The organism is Pantoea sp. EABMAA-21 (genome assembly GCF_030053335.1).
GTDB classification, from domain to species: Bacteria; Pseudomonadota; Gammaproteobacteria; order Enterobacterales; family Enterobacteriaceae; genus Pantoea; species Pantoea communis.
In genome coordinates, this window is the sequence record NZ_JASGBX010000003.1 from 68,579 (window position 1) to 86,385 (window position 17,807).

Here is a 17,807-nt window from a genome sequence, read left to right on the forward strand (position 1 = left end):
GTCATCAATGTGCCGGTTGTACCTGCAGGGCAACCTGACAACATCGCGTCAGATTTTTGTAGCCTGTGCTGTCTCGCATCTCGTGCAAGACGATATTCATCAGATAGTTGCTGCCTGCTTATTGCCCCATGTCAGGTAATAAACATCATAAAAATCCACCTCACCTTTCTGCTTCATCAGGCGATCGATGCCGCTGCGCACGCGGTCGGGCGTGCCGGGATTTTCCACGATTTTATCCAGCGCTTGCTGTGAAACTGGCTGCACATAATACCACTCACCGTTGTAGCAAACGCGCAAATCCAGCGTGTCGATATCCTCAAAGTGGTATTTGGGGTTGATATCCATCAGCATCAGGAAGCTCATCACCAATACAAAGGCGGTGGCGAACCAAAACGCTGGCCAGCCAAGCATGTCGGTGGAGAAGATCAGCGCCACGCACAGCGCGTAACACAGATACATGATCGCCCACAGCCCCGGATGGGTTTTAAGGAATGATAAGCTAAAGCGTGGCAGATTATCGCGCTGGCCTTCACGGTTAAGCGTGGCGATTTCATCGAGCAGAATTTGTTTGATCGCTTCCATAGTTCACCTCTGAATGTTACTGCCTGCCAGTTAATCACATAACAGTGAAGCGAATCAGATACAGAATTGAGGTGTTTTTTTATAACAGTTTATTGGCGGCTTTTCCGGTCCCACAAAATGTTAAATATGTTGCCAGGTAATTTGGCTTTAGTAAGGTAAATCATTCTTTTATGTGAATTTTGTCGGCGGGCGCACATTGTAATGCCGTCGGGGTTTGCCACAATTAAGCAACGTGGCTTCCCGGAGAAAGAGTATGACTGCCAACACTTCCAGCCTGCTGTTACTGATGTCTTTCGCCGCCGGTACCTTTTCTGCAGGTTCATCAAATAATCCGCAGCATTTGATGCTGTCGCAGCCCTCAGGCGGTGTGCCTAACAATCTGCTGCCGCTGATCATCTGGCCCGGCATTGCGCCTGACTATGATGAGGAGCTGCAAAGCAACAGCGCCGAATGGTTTGAAAAAACCTTCACGGCTAACGGCTGGCCGGCCGCGTGGCGCGCGCCAATCTTCCCTTACACCCATTACCATCCCAACACCCATGAAATTCTGGGCGTCGCGTCGGGCTGGGCGGAAGTGCTGTTTGGCGGCGATAGCGGCCGTATGGTGACGCTACGTGAGGGTGATGCGGTGCTGATCCCCGCCGGTGTCGGCCATAAACAGGTGTTCGCCTCAGACGATTTTTTCGCCGTTGGCGCCTATCCTGAAGGGATGTCCCCGGAAACCGTGCGTGATGAACCTTCTCGTTTACGCGCGGCGAAAGATCAGATCGCGCGCGTACCTTTGCCGCAGCGCGATCCTTTCACGGGGGGCGATGGAGCGATGACGGATATCTGGCTGCCAATTGCGCAGCAGCTAATGCACCAGTAAGGTGCAATCTGAGTGTTATTCGGCGCTGCTCCACTATCGGGGTGCGTGTGCCGTTTGGGGCGTGAGCCTCTGGCACACTTTGTGCAGGAGAGGATCCAGGTCCTCTGACAAGCGCCGGGTAAATCATGAAAGAAAGCTACCAGATAGCGTCACACTTCTATGATGAGATGTTATTGAGCAACGGCGAACACCGTGCGCACTATCAGCATTACTGGGAGTGGTTACAACAGGCGGACAAAGAGGCTGTGGCGCGGAAACGCGAAGAAGCGGAACTGCTGTTTCATCGCGTGGGCATCACCTTCAACGTCTATGGTGAAGACGGCGGCGCGGAGCGGCTCATCCCGTTCGATAGCGTGCCGCGTATTATTCCGGCCAGTGAGTGGGCGATGCTCGATCGCGGCATCCGCCAGCGCGTGCAAGCCCTGAATGCCTTCCTGCATGATATCTACCATCAACAACACATCCTCAAGGCGGGGATCGTGCCTGCCGAGCAGGTGCTGGTAAACGATCAATATCAGCCCTGCATGCAAGGTGTCGATCTGCACCGCAACATCTATGCGCACATCACCGGTGTCGATATGGTGCGCAACAACGACGGCGAGTACTACGTACTGGAGGACAATCTGCGCACGCCTTCTGGTGTCTCCTACATGCTGGAGAACCGCAAGATGATGATGCGCCTCTACCCGGAACTGTTCGTCGAGCAGCATATTGCCCCGGTAGAACGCTATCCTTCACACCTGCTGCAAACCCTGCGCGAAAGCTCACCGGTCAACGATCCGGTGGTCGTGGTGCTGACGCCGGGCCGCTTCAACAGCGCCTACTTCGAACACAGTTTCCTTGCGCAGCAGATGGGCGTTGAGCTGGTGGAAAGTGCCGATCTGTTTGTCAAAGACGGTGCAGTGATGATGCGCACCACCGCCGGGCCGTGCAAAGTTGATGTGATCTATCGCCGTGTTGATGATGCGTTCCTCGATCCGCTGGCGTTCCGTCCCGATTCGATGCTCGGCGTGCCGGGCCTACTGTCGGTGTATCGCTCCGGTAACGTGGTGTTGGCCAATGCCATTGGCACTGGCGTGGCCGATGACAAATCGATCTACCCTTATGTGCCGGATATGATCCGCTTCTATCTGGATGAAGATCCGATCCTCAACAACGTGCCGACCTGGCAGTGCCGCAAGCCGCAGGATCTGACTTACGTCCTCGCCAATCTCAGCAAAATGGTGGTGAAAGAGGTACACGGCGCTGGCGGTTACGGCATGTTGATTGGTCCGGTGGCCAGCCAGCAGGAGCTGAGTGATTTTCGCGATCGTTTAAAAGCACGCCCGGAAAACTATATCGCGCAGGACACGCTCTCGCTCTCCACCTGCCCGACGTTTATCGACAACGGCCTGGCGCCGCGTCATATCGATTTGCGTCCCTTTGCCTTATGCGGTGCGGATATTCGTTTAGTGCCGGGTGGCTTAACCCGCGTGGCGCTGACCGAAGGTTCGCTGGTGGTGAACTCATCGCAGGGCGGTGGCACCAAGGACACCTGGGTTCTGGAGGATGACGCATCATGCTAAGCCGCACGGCCAGTGGCCTCTATTGGATGGCGCGCTATCTGGAGCGCGCAGAACAACTTGCCCGGGTGCTGGATGTCACCAACCGGCTTTCGCTGATGCCGGTGCGTAACAGCCAAACCGATGAGCTGTTGTTGCCGCTCAATCTCACCGGCACGCGCCAGCTGTTTGAAACCCTCAACGGGCGTTTCACCATGCCGCAGCTGTTTAACTTTTTTGCCCTCGACGATCGCAACCCTAGCAGTATTTTTAGCTGCTGGCAGGAGGCGTGGAACAATGCGCACGCGGTGCGCGGCAGTTTGTCATCCGAGGTGTGGGAGAGCATCAACTCAACGTGGATTGAGATGCGTAACATGCGGCGACGCGGCATCACCAGCGCCAACGCCGACAGCTTTTTCGACTGGGTTAAAGAGCGCTCCCACCTGTTTCGTGGCGCGATGTTCGGCACCTTGCTGCGCGGCGATGCGATGTGCTTTATCCGCATCGGCACGCTGATGGAGCGCAGCGACGGCACCGCGCGTTTGTTGAGCGTCAACCAGCAACTGCTGGAGCAAAACCCCGATTCGGTGCGGGAATACTACTGCCTCGATACCTTGCTGCGTGCGGTGTCGGCGCGTGAAGCCTATAACGCGATCTTTAAGCAGCAGCTGATGCCGGATCTGGTGAACGAGATGCTGATCCTGCGTAACGAAAGCCCGCGTTCGCTGCACTCCTGCATTGAGGAGATCGCCAACCAGCTGGAACAGATCGGCAGCAGCGGTGAGGATCGTCCACGCTATCTGGTGACGGTGCTGTTAGCCGAAATGCGCTTCAGCACCTGGGAGAGTTTGACGCGTGACGGGTTGTACAGCTGGCTTAATCACTTTCTCACGCAGACCAATGCGCTGGCAGAAAGCATCAATCAGACCTACCTGGAGGCGAAATGAGACTGAACATCGAGCACAAAACCTGGTATGCCTATGAGCATCAGGTCAAACTCAGCACCCAGTATCTGCGCCTGACGCCGCAAAACTCGGTGCACCAGCAGATTCTGTCATGGGATCTCGATTTACCGTGCGAAGCCACGCGCACCCTGGATGCTTACGGCAACGTGTTGCATGTGCTGACGCTGGATACGCCACATCAGCAACTGGAGATTGCCGCGCGCGGGGTGGTGGAAATTCTGGATGAAGGGGAGTATTCCCCCGACCCTGAATCGATCCTTTCGCCATTGGTGTTTCTGCGCGCCACGCCATTAACCTTGCCCGATGCGGCGATACGCGATTTCGCACAGCGCTACTGGCACGCGGAAAAACCGCTCGCCAGCCTGGAAAAACTGATGGATGAGCTGCTGTTAAAAATGCCGTACCAGCCAGGCAGCACCCAGGTGAGTGATACCGCAGCGAAAGTATTTGCGGCGGGCAGCGGCGTTTGCCAGGATCACAGCCATGTGTTTCTGGCTTGTTGTCGCAGTCTCGGGATCCCGGCGCGCTATGTCAGCGGCTATCTTTATACGGACAATGTAGAACACGTTGCTACTCACGCCTGGGTTGAAGCCTGGCTGGATGGCAGTTGGCACAGCTTTGATATCACCAACAATACGCGCAGTACGCGCCAGCATTTACGTCTGGCGGTGGGTGTGGATTATCTCGATGCTTGTCCGGTGCGCGGTATGCGGCTGGGTGGCGGCGGTGAGGATATGCTGGCGATGGCCGCGGTGCAGCAGGTGCATGCGCAGCAGTGATATTTTTTTGCAGGCGTGACTATGACTTATTGTGTGGCAATGCGTTTATCGTCAGGGATGATTTTTGTATCGGATTCACGCACCAACGCGGGCGTAGATCATATTTCCACGTTCCGTAAATTACATGTGTTTCAGGTGGATGATGAACGCACGCTGGTGCTGCAAAGCGCCGGTAATCTGGCGACCACGCAAAGCGTGATGAGTTTGCTACGGCGTAATAACCACGACAGCGACCAGCCCAATCTGCTGAATGGGCGCTCGCTGTATGACATTGCGCTGCTGGTGGGGGAAACCCTGCGTGAAGTGATCAAACGTGATGGCGAAGAGTTTGGTGGCACGCTGCTATTAGGGGGGCAGATTCGTGGTGAAGAGCCGCGCCTGTTCCAGATCTATCCGCAGGGCAACTTCATTGAAGCCAGCGTGGATACGCCTTATTTCCAGATTGGTGAAAGCAAGTACGGCAAGCCGATTATTGATCGCGTATTGCGTTATGAGACCCCGCTCAGCCAGGCGATGCAGTGTGCGCTGATTTCCATGGACTCGACGCTGGCGAGTAATATTTCGGTGGGCCTGCCGCTGGATGTGATGGTGTATCACACCGACAGGTTCAAAGATAACGAACAGCATCATATTACCGAACAGCACCCTTACTTTTCGCAGATTCGTCAGTTGTGGAGCAAAGGCTTGTTGAGCGTGTTCTCACAATTGCCGCCGTTAAAACTTTAACCGCTCACGCACGATGAATCGGGCGGTGCCACACCATCGATAAGTGGTTGTCTTTTCAGGGGCGGCTTCTGCCGCTCGCTGGCTCGACAATCCTCTATACGGTTCGCTAGCGGTGCCATTACTGACTAACGCCCTGCGTTTCCCCCCGTTATTTCCGTTTCGCTTTCTCACTGGTCATAAATCTGAAAACAAGCCTGTTTAACTTCGGTGCCATAAACCTCTGCGCACAAAAGGTGAATGATGTTTTCTGTTGATCAGCTTCTCGATACTTACTGGCCAGGCCATCACCCCGCGAACTGGCAAAAAAGCCTGTTGAAATGGGCGGTTCGCGAACATGAATTCCAATCTTTTGCTGACCGTTATCGCCACCTGAAAGGGGTGGATATGGTCGAGCAAGTGCTGGAGCACCTGGATGTGCGCTGTGAATTAAGTGAACGCGATTTGGAGCAGATCCCGACCAGCGGTCCGGTGGTGATTGTCGCCAACCATCCGCTCGGTGCGCTGGACGGACTGGCGCTGCTGGCGGCCGTGTCTCAGGTGCGTCGTGATGTGAAAATCGTGGCAAACCGCATGCTGATGATGCTGGAGCCGATCAACAATCTGATGTTGCCGGTGGATAACATGGGCAACCGCACCAGTCGCGAACAGCTGACGCGCATGCAGCAGCATCTCGACAATCAGGGCGCACTGATTATCTTCCCGGCGGGTGAAGTGTCGCGCCTTTCGAGCCGTGGTGTGCGCGATAACCGCTGGCATCACAGCTTCCTGCGCCTGGCCGCCCGTGCTCGTGCGCCGATTGTTCCGGCACACGTCGTCGGACGTAATAGCCTTGCGTTCTATGCCGCCGCCAAAATCGCCTCACCGCTGGCGCTGCTGATGCTGGTGCGCGAGATGTTCCGCCAGCGTGGATCGCGCATCAAGCTGCACATTGGCGAGCAGATCCCGTTTGCCAACTGGCACGATGGCCACACGCCGGGCAAAGAGCTGGCGAAACGGCTGCGCAAGCACTTATATCGCATTGGTCAGGGCCGTCGTGGTCTGTTCCAGACTGAAGCGGCGATTGCGCGCCCGGAAGATCGTGCCGAACTGAAAAAAGCGCTGATGGAGAGTGAGCGTCTCGGCTCGCTGCCGGATGGCAAACAGATTTACCTGTGGCGTCGTAACGGCGCGACCTGGGTGCCGCTGCTGCGTGAACTCGGACGCCTGCGTGAAATCGCCTTCCGCGCGGTGGGCGAGGGCAGCGGTCGCCGCCGTGACCTCGATAAATACGATGACGATTACTATCACCTGATTCTGTGGGATGACGATGCGCTGGAGATTGTGGGCGCTTATCGCTTTATTCCGGGTGCCGAGCAGCTGGAGCGTCGTGGTCTGGAAGGCATCTACAGCGACAGCCTGTTCCACTACGACGAGCGCATGTTGCCGATCATCAATCAGGGCCTGGAGCTGGGTCGCAGCTTTATCCAGCCCGCCTACTGGGGCAAACGCGGCCTGGATTATCTGTGGATGGGCATTGGTGCCTATATCGCCAAATACCCGGAGACCCGTTACCTGTTCGGTCCGGTGTCGATCTCCGGCGGTATGCCGCTGGCGGCGCGCGATCTGCTGGTGGCGTTCTACCGCATGTACTTCCCGACTGAATTGCCGCTGGCAAAATCGCGCCGTCCTTATCCGGCCTCGCTGCCGGAGGTGCTGGCGCAGTTTACCGGTGATAACTATGCGGAAGACTTGCGTCGTCTGAAGCATCTGCTGGCAAATCTCGGCACCGCGATTCCCACGCTCTACAAGCAGTACTCGGAAGTGTGTGAACCGGGCGGAGTGCAGTTTATCGATTTCGGCAGCGATCCTGATTTCAACAACTGTATCGACGGGCTGGTGCTGGTGGACCTGTCACGCGTGAAGCCATCACGCTATGAGCGCTACATCGGCATGCATTTGCAGGTTGAAAGCGTCGAATAAGTAGCAGGGAGGCTTTAGGGCCTCCCGTTTTGTTTGAGCACGGAAACGTCAAATCGATGTCACGGGATCGTCATCTGATTGTCGTAGGGTCTTAGCCGGACTGTCAGATAAAGGCCAGAAACATGGCAACGATCATACTTCGCGGGTTAAGCAAAGCCTTTGCTGCCCAGCCGGTACTTCAGGATATCTCGCTGCAGATTGCGCAGGGAGAGTTCATCGCCGTTCTGGGTCCTTCGGGCTGCGGCAAAACCACCTTATTACGTCTGCTGGCGGGCTTTGAAACCGCTGATGCCGGTGAAATCCACGTCGGTGAGCGCTGCTTTGCTGCGCCGGGCGTGCACCTGCCGCCGGAAGATCGCCAGCTCGGCGTGGTGTTCCAGAGCTATGCGCTGTGGCCACATATGACGGTGGCGGAAAACGTCGCCTACAGCCTGAAAGTCAACGGCGTGGCGCGCCATGAGCGTGACAGCCGCACGCAGCAGGCGCTGGAACTGGTGGGATTAGAAAACTTTGCCTCGCGCCGTCCTTCCGATCTTTCCGGTGGACAGCGTCAGCGTGTGGCGTTAGCCCGCTGTCTGGTCGCTAAACCGACGCTGGTGCTGCTCGATGAGCCATTGGCCAACCTTGATGTGCACCTGCGCGCTACCATGGAAGAGGAGTTTCGACGCTTCCATCGCCACAGCCACGCCACCTTGCTCTACATCACCCACGATCAGCACGAAGCGATGGCGCTGGCCGACCGCATTGTCGTGATGGACAGCGGCCGCGTGATGCAGTTCGCCACGCCGCAAACCCTGTGGCGTGAACCGGCGAATGCAATGGTGGCGGGATTTATCGATGACGGCAAAGTGCTGCCGGTCAGCGATATCGAACCTACCGGCGAGGGCAAAGCGCTCGCCACGTTGTGCGGTCTGCGCGTCACCTTGCGCTGTGCACCGGATCAACGCCCGATGCCCCATGGCAAAGCCAGTTTTCATGCGGTGGATTTCCGTCTCGCTGAACCGGGTGAACCGCAGTTTGCGGCACGCGTGCAGCGGGTGATCTATCGCGGCAGCCATTACCAAATTGATGTTGCACCCATCGAGGCACCAGACCACAGCATCACGCTGCAGCTGGCCGATGCCGCTTTACCCGTTGTTGACGCGACCCTTGGTGTGGCGCTGCGCGACGGTTGGATTCTTCCTTCATAACGTTCAAACCTTAGGGAAATTGCTATGCGCACGTCTTTTAACGCTTTGATGTTAGCCAGTGGATTAGTGTTTGCCGCCACCAGCCACGCCGATGATGCCCCGTCCGGCAAGCTGGTGATTTACACCTCACAGGCACCGGAAATCGCGCAGCAAACCGTGGACGCGTTCAAAGCCGCGTACCCGAAAGTCGAAGTGGAGTGGACGCGTAACGGCACCACACAGCTGATGAACGTATTGCAGACCGAGATGATGAGCGGTGGCGCTAAGCCAGATGTGCTGCTGATTGCCGATGCCATCAACCTTGGCGCGTTGAAGAATCAGAACCAGCTCTACAGCTACAAAGATGCGCCACTGAGCCACATCAATCCGTCGTTCTACGACAAAGACAAAACCTTCTTTGGCACCAAAATCATCGCCACGGTGATTGCTTATAACACCCAGCACGCACAGCCGATTGACAGCTGGAACGCGCTGGCGGTAGAGGCCAATAAAGGTCAGATCGCCATGCCAAGCCCGCTCTACTCTGGTGCGGCGCTGTACAAGCTGCACACCGATATCAACACGCCAACCATCGGCTGGAACTTCTACAAGAAGCTGGCAGCGATTGGTGTGGCTCCGCAGGGCGGCAATGGCCCGGCGCTGAAAGCGGTGGCCAGCGGACTGGATAAGTACGGCATCATCACTGATGCTGACGTGATTCTGGCGAAGAAAAAAGGCTCGCCAGTCGATCTGGTGTACCCGAAAGAGGGCGTCTCTTACGTGACGGAGCCGGTAGCGATCATGAAGTCGGTGCACAACCTGCCCGCCGCTAAAGCCTTCGTAAACTTTATGCTGTCTGAGCAAGGCCAGAAGCTGGTGGTCGAGCAGGGTAACCGTCCGGTGGACGATCGTGTTTCTGCACCGGACGGCTTTACGCCCATTAATAAAATCAAACTGCTGACCCCTGACGTGGCGAAAGCCATCAAGGAAGATGCCACGGTGCGCGATCAGTTCACCGCAATGTTTGGCGGCTAAGCATGAGCGTGGTGAGCAACGAATGGCGTAACGCGACGCGTGGCGGCCAACGCTGGCGTCTCAACAGCGAAAAGCTGATCCTGGCGCTGATGGTGCTGCTGATTGGTTTGCTGTCTGTCGCGCCGCTGCTGCGACTGGTGTGGACGGCGATTGCTCCTCAGGGCGTGCCGGACATGGCTCGGTTAACGCGCTTGGTAGCCAGCGACCGCGTGCTGATTGCCAGTGGCAATACGTTGCTCATCGCCTTTAGCTCGACCCTGATTTCGGTGCTGCTCGGCGCCGCCGCCGCCTGGCTGGTGGCGCTGAGCGATTTGCGCGCCAAAACCGCCTGGGTGTTTGCCTTTATCCTGCCGCTGATGATTCCGCCGCAGGTCACGGCGCTGGCGTGGCTGCAGGCGTTGGCACCGTCCAGCCCGTTAGCACTGCTGTTTGGTTCGCTCGGCTTGCCGTGGTTTGCACCCGGCGAACAGCCGCTCTATTCGCTGAGCGGCATCGTGCTGCTGCTCGGTACACACAACGCGCCACTGGTGTTTCTCACCGTGCGCGCGGGTTTACGTCGCTTACCGGCCGATTTAGTCGAAGCGGCACAGATCAGCGGCGCGTCCAGGATGCGCGTGCTGTTCACCATCATTCTGCCGCTGGCGCGTCCGGCGATCTTTGCCGGGGCCGCGCTGACCTTTGTTGCCGCTGCCGGTAACTTCGGTATTCAGGCGATGCTGGGTATTCCTGCCCGCGTGCCGACACTGATCACGCTGGTCTATCAGCAGCTCAACGGCATTGGTCCGAGCGCCTTAACCAATACCGCCGTTTACGCGCTGCTGATTGCCGTGATCACGCTGGCGGGTATGGCGGCCAGCGCCTGGCTCGGTGGGCGTCATGATGTGCGCGTCAACGGTGCGCCGCGCCTGTGGCAGCAAACGCTAGGGCGCGGGCGCATGGCGATTGAAGGTACCGCCTGGCTGTGGATGGTGCTGACGCTGCTGCTGCCGGTCAGTGCGCTGCTGATCACTGCACTCACCAGCGGATATGGTCAGGCACTCACCTGGCACACGCTGACCCTGGAGAACTTCCGCAGCGCGCTATGGGGCTATCCGGCGGTGCGCCATGCCTTTATGACCAGCCTCGGGCTAACCACGCTGGCGGCGATGATTCTGACGTCCACCGCGCTGCCTCTGGCCTATTTCCTCAGCTGGCGACGGACCAAACTGGTGCGCGGCCTGTGGCTGGCCAGTGAACTCACCTATGCCTTGCCGGGCATTGTTACCGGTGTCGCCGCGATGCTGTTCTTCCTGCGGCCGCTGCCGATAATCAATGTGTCGCTGTATGGCACGGTGTGGATCATCCTCGCCGCGTATCTGGCGAACTTCCTTGCGCTGGTGCTGCGCCCGACCCTGGCAGGCTTCGCGCAACTGGAACCGGCGCTGGATGAGGCGGCACGCTTGTGCGGTGCCAGCTTTATGCGCCGCATGCGCGATATTTTACTGCCGCTGGCTGCGCCTTCTGCGCTGGCGGGCACGGTGCTGGTGTTCCTCACCGCACTGAATGAAATCCAGGTTTCGGTATTGCTGGTCACCTCGCAAACCCAAACCATCGGACCCACCATCGTGTTCCTCGACGAAGGGGGCTCCGCCTCGCTGGCGGCCGCGGTAGGCTGCCTAATGATTCTGGTCGTGTGTTTGCTGATGGGATTGGCAACGCGGCTGGCGCGGCGCCTGCCGCAAGGGGTTTTACCATGGCAAGCTTAACGGTTATCAGCGGTGTGGGCGGCAAGCTGCCCGCGGCCTTTTTGGTTGAGATGGAAGGCTATCGCCTGCTGTGGGATCTCGGCGCCGGTCCGCAACCCGGCGTGCGCCCGGATATCCGCGCCATTGGCCGGGTTGATGCGTTATGTTTGACCCACTCGCACATTGATCACGCCGCCTCGCTCGACTGCTGGGCGCAAATCGGCTCACCGCCGGTGTACGCCACCGAGCAAACCTGGTTGCAGTTGGCTAACGTCGCGGTGCCGATGTATGCGCGACGTTTGTTACCGCTACGCGGGCAAACGGCCATTGGCCCGTTAAATCTGTTTACCGGCCGCAGCGGCCATTCGCCGGGTTCGGTATGGTTCCATCTGCCGATTGCCGGTGGCATCACCTATATGGGCGACTGGAGCCGCGAAGCGCTGCTGTTGCCGTTTGACTGCCCGCCGCAGGCTAAGCTGTTGATCACTGATGCGTCCTACGGCGATCGCACGCAGCGTTTGTGCGATCAGATGGATGCACTGGGGATGGCCGCCACCCACGGCGCGGTGATTGCCGTGCCGGAACACGGACGCGGTCCGGAAGTGGCTTTACAGCTCACCGCACGGGGGCTGGCGGTTCAGCTCTGCCCGCAAATTCGCAGTGAGGTCGCGCAACTGCTGGCGATGGACAAACTGCCCGCCACCACGGCGCTGGGATTGGTGCGCTTGTTGAAACAGCCGCAGCCGGAACAATGGCGGCCTGCGGATGTCATTGTGGCGGCCGATGCGGTGGCCGACAGCGGCTTAGCCGCGCAGCTCAGTGCTCAGCCAGGCTTTAAGCTGATTTTCAGCAGTCACGTTGCGCCCGGCACACGCGCTGCGCGGCTGCTGGCCGAGCAGCAGGCACGCTGGCTGCCGTGGAACGTCCATCCGCCGCTTGACGATCAGCTATGGTTAATTGAGAAAACCGCTGCCCAGCGCGTGATCCCGGCCTTTATTGCGGCGGCAGAGTGCCCGATTTTAGCGACACGCGCGCCATTATGCTGGCAAGCGCATCTCCCCCTGCAATGCCATCTGGATAGTCCGCGTTTTCCCCAGGAGCAGCGTCAACGTAGCAGAATATATTGAGTATCCCTCTGAATGTTTTTTCGCCATTGCCGATAACCTGACTACCAACTTTTGTCTGTGGACGATTAACGCTTGTCAGCGCTGCGCTTTTGCGTTTAAGTCTCCACGGTAATTAAGATTTTTCTTAAGAAGCAATTAATACCAGGCCAGCAATAGGCGAACAACAATGAATAATAACTCTGACGTCATGTACCGGCTGCTGGTGCAGAGCGTGGTGGATTATGCCATTTACATGCTCAAACCCGATGGCACCGTCGCCAACTGGAATGCAGGAGCGCAACGCGCTAAAGGTTATACGCCGGACGAAATCGTCGGCAAAAATTTTGCGCTGTTTTACAGCGAAGAAGATCGTAAAAACGGTGCGCCGCAGCGCGGGCTTTCAATAGCGACAGCGGTGGGGCGCTTCGAAACCGAAGGCTGGCGTTATCGTAAAGATGGCAGCGCCTTCTGGGCACATGTGGTGATTGATGCGATTCGCGACGACTTCGGCGAACTGCTGGGCTTTGCCAAAATCACCCGCGACTGCACGGTTCAGCAAGAACAGCAGCGCAAACAGCAGGAACAGGAGCAACGTTTCCGTTTATTAGTTGAAGGCGTAACGGACTACGCCATCTACATGCTTGATCTCGACGGTAACGTCGAAAACTGGAATGCCGGCGCGCAGCGTGCCAAAGGTTACGTGGCCGAAGAGATTGTTGGTCAGAACTTCTCACGCTTCTACAGTGCGCAGGACCGCAAAAATCATATCCCTGAGAAAAACCTCAGCACCGCTTTCAAAACCGGGCGCTTTGAGGATGAAGGCTGGCGCTATCGCAAAGATGGCAGCGCGTTCTGGGCACATGTGATCATTGATGCGATTCGTGATGATGCGGGCAAGCTGATTGGCTACGCCAAAATCACCCGTGACTGCACCGAGCAGCGCGAGCTGCAACGCAAACAGCAGGAATACGAGAAAACCTTCCGACTGCTGGTGGAAGGTGTGACCGATTACGCTATCTACATGCTGGATCTGCAGGGCCGTGTAGTGAACTGGAACGCCGGGGCACAGCGTGCCAAAGGCTATCTTTCCGAGGAGATTGTCGGCCAGCATTTTTCAGTGTTTTACGGTTCTCAGGAGCGGCTGGCCAACACGCCGGAAGCCAACCTGGGTATTGCGCTGAAAACCGGCCGATTTGAAGATGAAGGCTGGCGCTATCGTAAAGATGGCTCGGCGTTCTGGGCGCATGTGGTGATCGATGCCATCCACAATGAAGATGGCAAGATGATCGGCTTTGCTAAGATCACCCGTGATGTCACCGAACGTCGTGAGAATGAACAGCAACTGCTGCGTGCGCGGGATCTGGCGCAGGCGCAGAGCGCTAAGATGTCTGAGCTGTCTGGTTTCCTCGATACCATCATCGCTAACATTCCGTCTTGCGTGATTGTGGAAGACGCCATCAGCCGCGAAATTTTGATGGTTAATGACAAAGCCGAGCAGCTGTTTGGCGTCAGTAAATCTTTGATTATGCACAAGCGTCCGCACGAGTGTATGTCGGCGGAGCTGAGCGACTATTTCAACAGCCTGGCGGATATCGCGCTGCGCAGCGAAGGCATCCATTCACGCGAGCAGCTGCTGCTGACCGCAGGCGGTGATCGTATTCTGCATACCCGCGCCACCACCATCAGTGGCAAAGATATGCGTCAGAACTACGTGATGCTGATTGTTGAGGACGTTACCGATCAGCGTGAAGCCGATGCGCGTATTCACCACATGGCGCACCACGATAACCTTACCAGCCTGCCAAACCGTATTCTGTTCCGGCAGAAGCTGAGTGAAGCGCTGCGTCAGGATAATCATCACCATGCGTTGAGCGCCACGCTGTGCCTCGATCTTGATAACTTCAAGAACGTTAACGATGCGCTGGGCCATCAGATTGGAGACGATCTGCTGCGCGTGGTGGCAAAACGCTTGCGCAGTGTGCTGCGCGATCACGACACGCTGGCACGTATTGGCGGCGATGAGTTTGCTATCGTGCTGCCGAATATCAATAACGCGCAGGAAGCGGCGGTGGTGGCTCAACGCCTTATCGAAGCGATCCGTCCGCCGATCAACGTTGAAGGGCACAATCTTTCCGTTGGGCTGAGCGTGGGCATTGCGTTGACGTCACAGGTCACCAACACGCCGGAGCACATGCTGCGCTGTGCGGATATGGCGTTGTACGAAGCCAAACGCAACGGACGTAACCGCTATGAACACTTCACCATGGAAATGGATGATGTGGCGCGCAGTCGCCGCGTGATTGAAAACGATCTGCGTGAGGCAATCACCGGGCGTCAGCTGAAACTCTACTATCAGCCAATCACCAATGAGGACGAAATCATTGGTTATGAGGCGCTGATGCGCTGGCACCATCCGGTTAAGGGCTTGATCATGCCGAATGATTTTATCCCGATTGCCGAAGAGACCGGACTGATCCACATGCTGGGCGCTTATGCGCTATATGAAGCCTGCCGCGAGGCGCAGAGTTGGGGCACCGAGCAGTCGGTGTCGGTGAACCTGTCGCCGCTGCAGTTTAAGAACAGCTCGCTGGTGTCGGTTGTGGAAGGCGCGTTGCGCGAATCCGGGCTGGCTCCGCACCGCCTCGAGGTGGAGATCACGGAATCGGTGCTGCTGGATGACACGCTGGGTAACATCCGCACCCTGCAAAGCCTGAAAGTGATTGGTGTGCAGATTGCACTGGATGATTTCGGTACCGGCTATTCATCGCTGAGCTATCTGCGATCCTTCCCGTTCGACAAGATCAAAATCGACAAGTCGTTTATCAACGATATGGGAGACAGCCGCGAAGCGCTGGCGATTATCCGGGCGATCACCGGCATGAGCCGCAGTCTGGATATTCAGATCACCGCCGAAGGGGTGGAGAGCAGCGAGCAATTCGCCAAGCTGCGTGAAGAGGGTTGTACCCTGTTCCAGGGCTATTTCTTTGGCCGCCCGCAGCCTTCAGAACTGCGTCTGAAAGAGCTGGAGTAAGCGGTCGCCATGTATGGCGATGCGACAACGCAGGGGGGCATTGATGCGCCCCTGGTTGAGTCTATGTTCCTGATCGTTTGTACGCTCGTCGCCATCTAAGCGTACGATTTCAGCATAAAAAAACGCCCGGCATTACCGGGCGTGGTGTTTTCAGCTGTGTGTCGTCTTTATTATGACTGGCCGTGGCCTTCGACGTTCATGCGCCCCAGGTCTTTGTCCACCAGGAACAGGCCTTCGCCTTTGTTGCCCACCAGCGCCAGTTTATCCAGTACGGTTTTGAACAGCTTCTCTTCTTCGTGCTGCTCAGCCACATACCACTGCAGGAAGTTGAAGGTTGAGTAGTCCTGAGACATCAACGCGGTGTGTACCAGGTCGTTGATGCGCTGCGTGATCAGCTGCTCATGCTTCAGCGCTTCTTCCAGCACGTCATTCAGTGAGTTCCAGCTAACGGCAGGGGCGGCAATGCTGCCCAGCACCGGCAGAGAACCGGCATCGCTAACGTAATCGAACAGGCGCTGCATGTGTTCCATCTCTTCGCGAGAATGCATCTTCAGGAAAGCGGCAGCACCTTCAAAACCTTTGTCGCTGCACCATGCGCTCATCTGCAGATACAGGTTGGCAGAGAAGAATTCGAGGTTCAGTTGATCGTTCAGGCGAGAGGTCATTTCAGCAGTTAACATGGCTGAGTCCTTTTTAATTTGTCAGGTGAAGTACGGTGAATTATGCATCAATCTATACTTTTTTGTGAAGGCTTTTTCAGCAAAAAGTTGAAATTATCTTATTGATTGTAAATGGAATTATTTCATTTATTGAATGCGAAGAGTTCTCAGGTTTGACTCATTTTCATTCACCCTGGATTGATTATAGCCGTACATCGGCGGATGCTGTGATGAGCCTTTACTTGTCAGGAGCTTAGCGGTGTCGAACGTATTAGATCATTACCATTACCTGCATGAAATCCCGGAACTGGGATTCGAAGAATTCAAAACTTCCGCCTATATCGCCGACCAACTTGAGCAGGCTGGCATCAGCGTGACGCGCGGCATTAATCACACCACCGGCATCGTGGCGGAAATTGACAGCGGCGTGCCGGGTCCGGTACTGGCGCTACGTGCAGATATGGATGCACTCGGCCACATCATTAACGGCGTCGCCTGTGCACGCCATACCTGCGGCCACGATGGGCACTCTTCGGTGGTGCTGACGGCGGCACAGGAGTTGCTGAAAGAGGGTGCGATCAAGCGCGGCAAGCTTAAGCTGCTGTTCCAGCCTGCGGAAGAACTCGGTGCGGGTGCGTTATCGATGATTGAGGGCGGTGCGCTGGAGGATGTTGAGATGATCCTCGGTTTCCATGTGCGTCCATTGGAAGAGTGCCATGTCGGACAAGCCACGCCAGCCGTGCTCTATTCGGCGTGCAGTACGCTGGAAGCGACAATTAAAGGTGTGCCTGCTCATGCCGCGCGCCCACATTTGGGTGTCAATGCGCTGGATGCCGCAGTACAAGCGGTACAGGCGGTGAACAGTATCCATCTGGCGCCGGGTCTGACATGGAGCGTGAAAGCCACCCGCTTCCTGTGTGATGCCGGTGTCACCAACTCCGTGCCGGATGAGGCGCGCGTGGTGTGGGATCTGCGTTCGCAGGAGAACGCACCGATGGAGGTGCTGAAACAGAAAGTGACGCAGGCGATTCAGCACAGCGTGGCTGCATTGGGTGCGAGCGCTGAAGTAGTGGTACTGAAAGAGATGCCCGCCGCAGAAATCCACGAGGAAGCCACGGCAGTGATCCGGGCAGCGATCGTCGATGTACTGGGGGAAGAAGGGCTGCTCGACACCAAATCCACGCCAGGCAGTGAAGACTTCTTCTACTACCCGGTGAGAAGACCGCAGGTGAAAGCCGGTTTCTGGGGGCTGGGTACCAATCTGGTGCCGGGCCTGCATCATCCTGATATGCGTTTTGAACTGAGTTCGCTGGAGATTGGGGTGAAGATCTTTAAGGCGGCAGTGGTGCGCGTATTGGGTTAGTCGTGTGTCGTTTCCCACACCCCAGCCTCTCCCGCAAATGGGCGAGGCTGTAACCCTGAATGAAAGCCTCGCTCGAGCAGTCTCTTCTTCTCGCCTGCAGGAAAGCGGCAGGGCGAGGGTGTACACAGGTTCCATCCCGCGATTTCCCCGCCTGCTGAAATATTGTATGCTATGCCGCCTTAATGCTGACTGGATAACCGGACTGCCGCCAATGTAGATCGCGCACATCTTGCTGTGAACTGACGCCACTGCGTCACCATTGGTTCCGTTATCCCCCGGCTTTGCCCGGAACGATTTATT

14 protein-coding genes are annotated in these 17,807 nt (G+C 56.9%); 12 read left to right on the plus strand and 2 right to left on the minus strand.

All coding sequences use genetic code 11. The features are described from left to right. Positions 1-99: 99 nt before the first annotated feature. Positions 100-582 (minus strand): YlaC family protein, encoded by a 483-nt coding sequence (locus QMZ65_RS05810; RefSeq protein ID WP_283215572.1) that lies wholly within the window; start codon positions 580-582, stop codon positions 100-102. Between the two features lie 253 nt (positions 583-835). Between QMZ65_RS05810 and QMZ65_RS05815 the strand changes: the two genes are divergently transcribed. The 11 genes from QMZ65_RS05815 (at position 836) to QMZ65_RS05865 (ending at position 15,485) form a co-directional block, all read left to right on the plus strand. Then, positions 836-1,450, plus strand: coding sequence for a cupin domain-containing protein (locus QMZ65_RS05815; RefSeq protein ID WP_283215573.1), 615 nt, complete (start codon positions 836-838; stop codon positions 1,448-1,450). A gap of 125 nt (positions 1,451-1,575) precedes the next feature. After that, the gene (locus QMZ65_RS05820) at positions 1,576-3,015 is read left to right on the plus strand and encodes a circularly permuted type 2 ATP-grasp protein (protein WP_160868858.1); all 1,440 of its coding nucleotides are present in this window, start codon (positions 1,576-1,578) and stop codon (positions 3,013-3,015) included. Continuing rightward, positions 3,009-3,938: an alpha-E domain-containing protein gene (locus QMZ65_RS05825; RefSeq protein WP_211728565.1), complete on the plus strand. Its 930-nt coding sequence runs from the start codon at positions 3,009-3,011 to the stop codon at positions 3,936-3,938. Before QMZ65_RS05820 ends, QMZ65_RS05825 begins: the two co-directional genes overlap by 7 nt. Beyond that, complete coding sequence (locus tag QMZ65_RS05830; RefSeq protein WP_034828459.1) at positions 3,935-4,735, plus strand: transglutaminase family protein; 801 nt, start codon at positions 3,935-3,937, stop codon at positions 4,733-4,735. The genes QMZ65_RS05825 and QMZ65_RS05830 overlap by 4 nt, the downstream gene beginning before the upstream one ends. A 21-nt stretch (positions 4,736-4,756) precedes the next feature. Next, positions 4,757-5,461, plus strand: a complete 705-nt coding sequence (locus tag QMZ65_RS05835; protein ID WP_283215574.1) for a proteasome-type protease — start codon at positions 4,757-4,759, stop codon at positions 5,459-5,461. A gap of 240 nt (positions 5,462-5,701) precedes the next feature. Beyond that, positions 5,702-7,420: a bifunctional ornithine lipid synthase OlsF gene (olsF, locus tag QMZ65_RS05840; protein ID WP_097118117.1), complete on the plus strand. Its 1,719-nt coding sequence runs from the start codon at positions 5,702-5,704 to the stop codon at positions 7,418-7,420. Positions 7,421-7,542: 122 nt separating this feature from the next. Then, complete coding sequence (locus QMZ65_RS05845) at positions 7,543-8,610, plus strand: ABC transporter ATP-binding protein (RefSeq protein WP_283215575.1); 1,068 nt, start codon at positions 7,543-7,545, stop codon at positions 8,608-8,610. Between the two features lie 24 nt (positions 8,611-8,634). After that, positions 8,635-9,624 (plus strand): ABC transporter substrate-binding protein, encoded by a 990-nt coding sequence (locus QMZ65_RS05850; RefSeq protein ID WP_283215576.1) that lies wholly within the window; start codon positions 8,635-8,637, stop codon positions 9,622-9,624. Positions 9,625-9,626: 2 nt separating this feature from the next. Next, entirely contained in the window at positions 9,627-11,369 is a 1,743-nt protein-coding gene (locus QMZ65_RS05855) for an ABC transporter permease (protein WP_283215577.1), read from the plus strand. Then, positions 11,357-12,475 carry an MBL fold metallo-hydrolase gene (locus QMZ65_RS05860; RefSeq protein WP_097118113.1) on the plus strand — a complete coding sequence of 373 codons (1,119 nt, stop codon included), beginning with the start codon at positions 11,357-11,359 and terminating at the stop codon, positions 12,473-12,475. The genes QMZ65_RS05855 and QMZ65_RS05860 overlap by 13 nt, the downstream gene beginning before the upstream one ends. Before the next feature lie 166 nt (positions 12,476-12,641). Then, a complete protein-coding gene (locus QMZ65_RS05865; protein ID WP_283215578.1) occupies positions 12,642-15,485 on the plus strand; it encodes a sensor domain-containing protein in 2,844 nt (947 codons plus the stop codon). Positions 15,486-15,655: 170 nt separating this feature from the next. Here the strand turns inward: QMZ65_RS05865 and ftnA are convergent, their stop codons facing one another. After that, a complete protein-coding gene (gene ftnA, locus QMZ65_RS05870) occupies positions 15,656-16,165 on the minus strand; it encodes a non-heme ferritin (RefSeq protein ID WP_097118111.1) in 510 nt (169 codons plus the stop codon). 238 nt (positions 16,166-16,403) lie between these two features. Between ftnA and QMZ65_RS05875 the strand changes: the two genes are divergently transcribed. Continuing rightward, a complete protein-coding gene (locus QMZ65_RS05875) occupies positions 16,404-17,507 on the plus strand; it encodes a M20 peptidase aminoacylase family protein (RefSeq protein ID WP_283215579.1) in 1,104 nt (367 codons plus the stop codon). Positions 17,508-17,807: the final 300 nt, after the last annotated feature.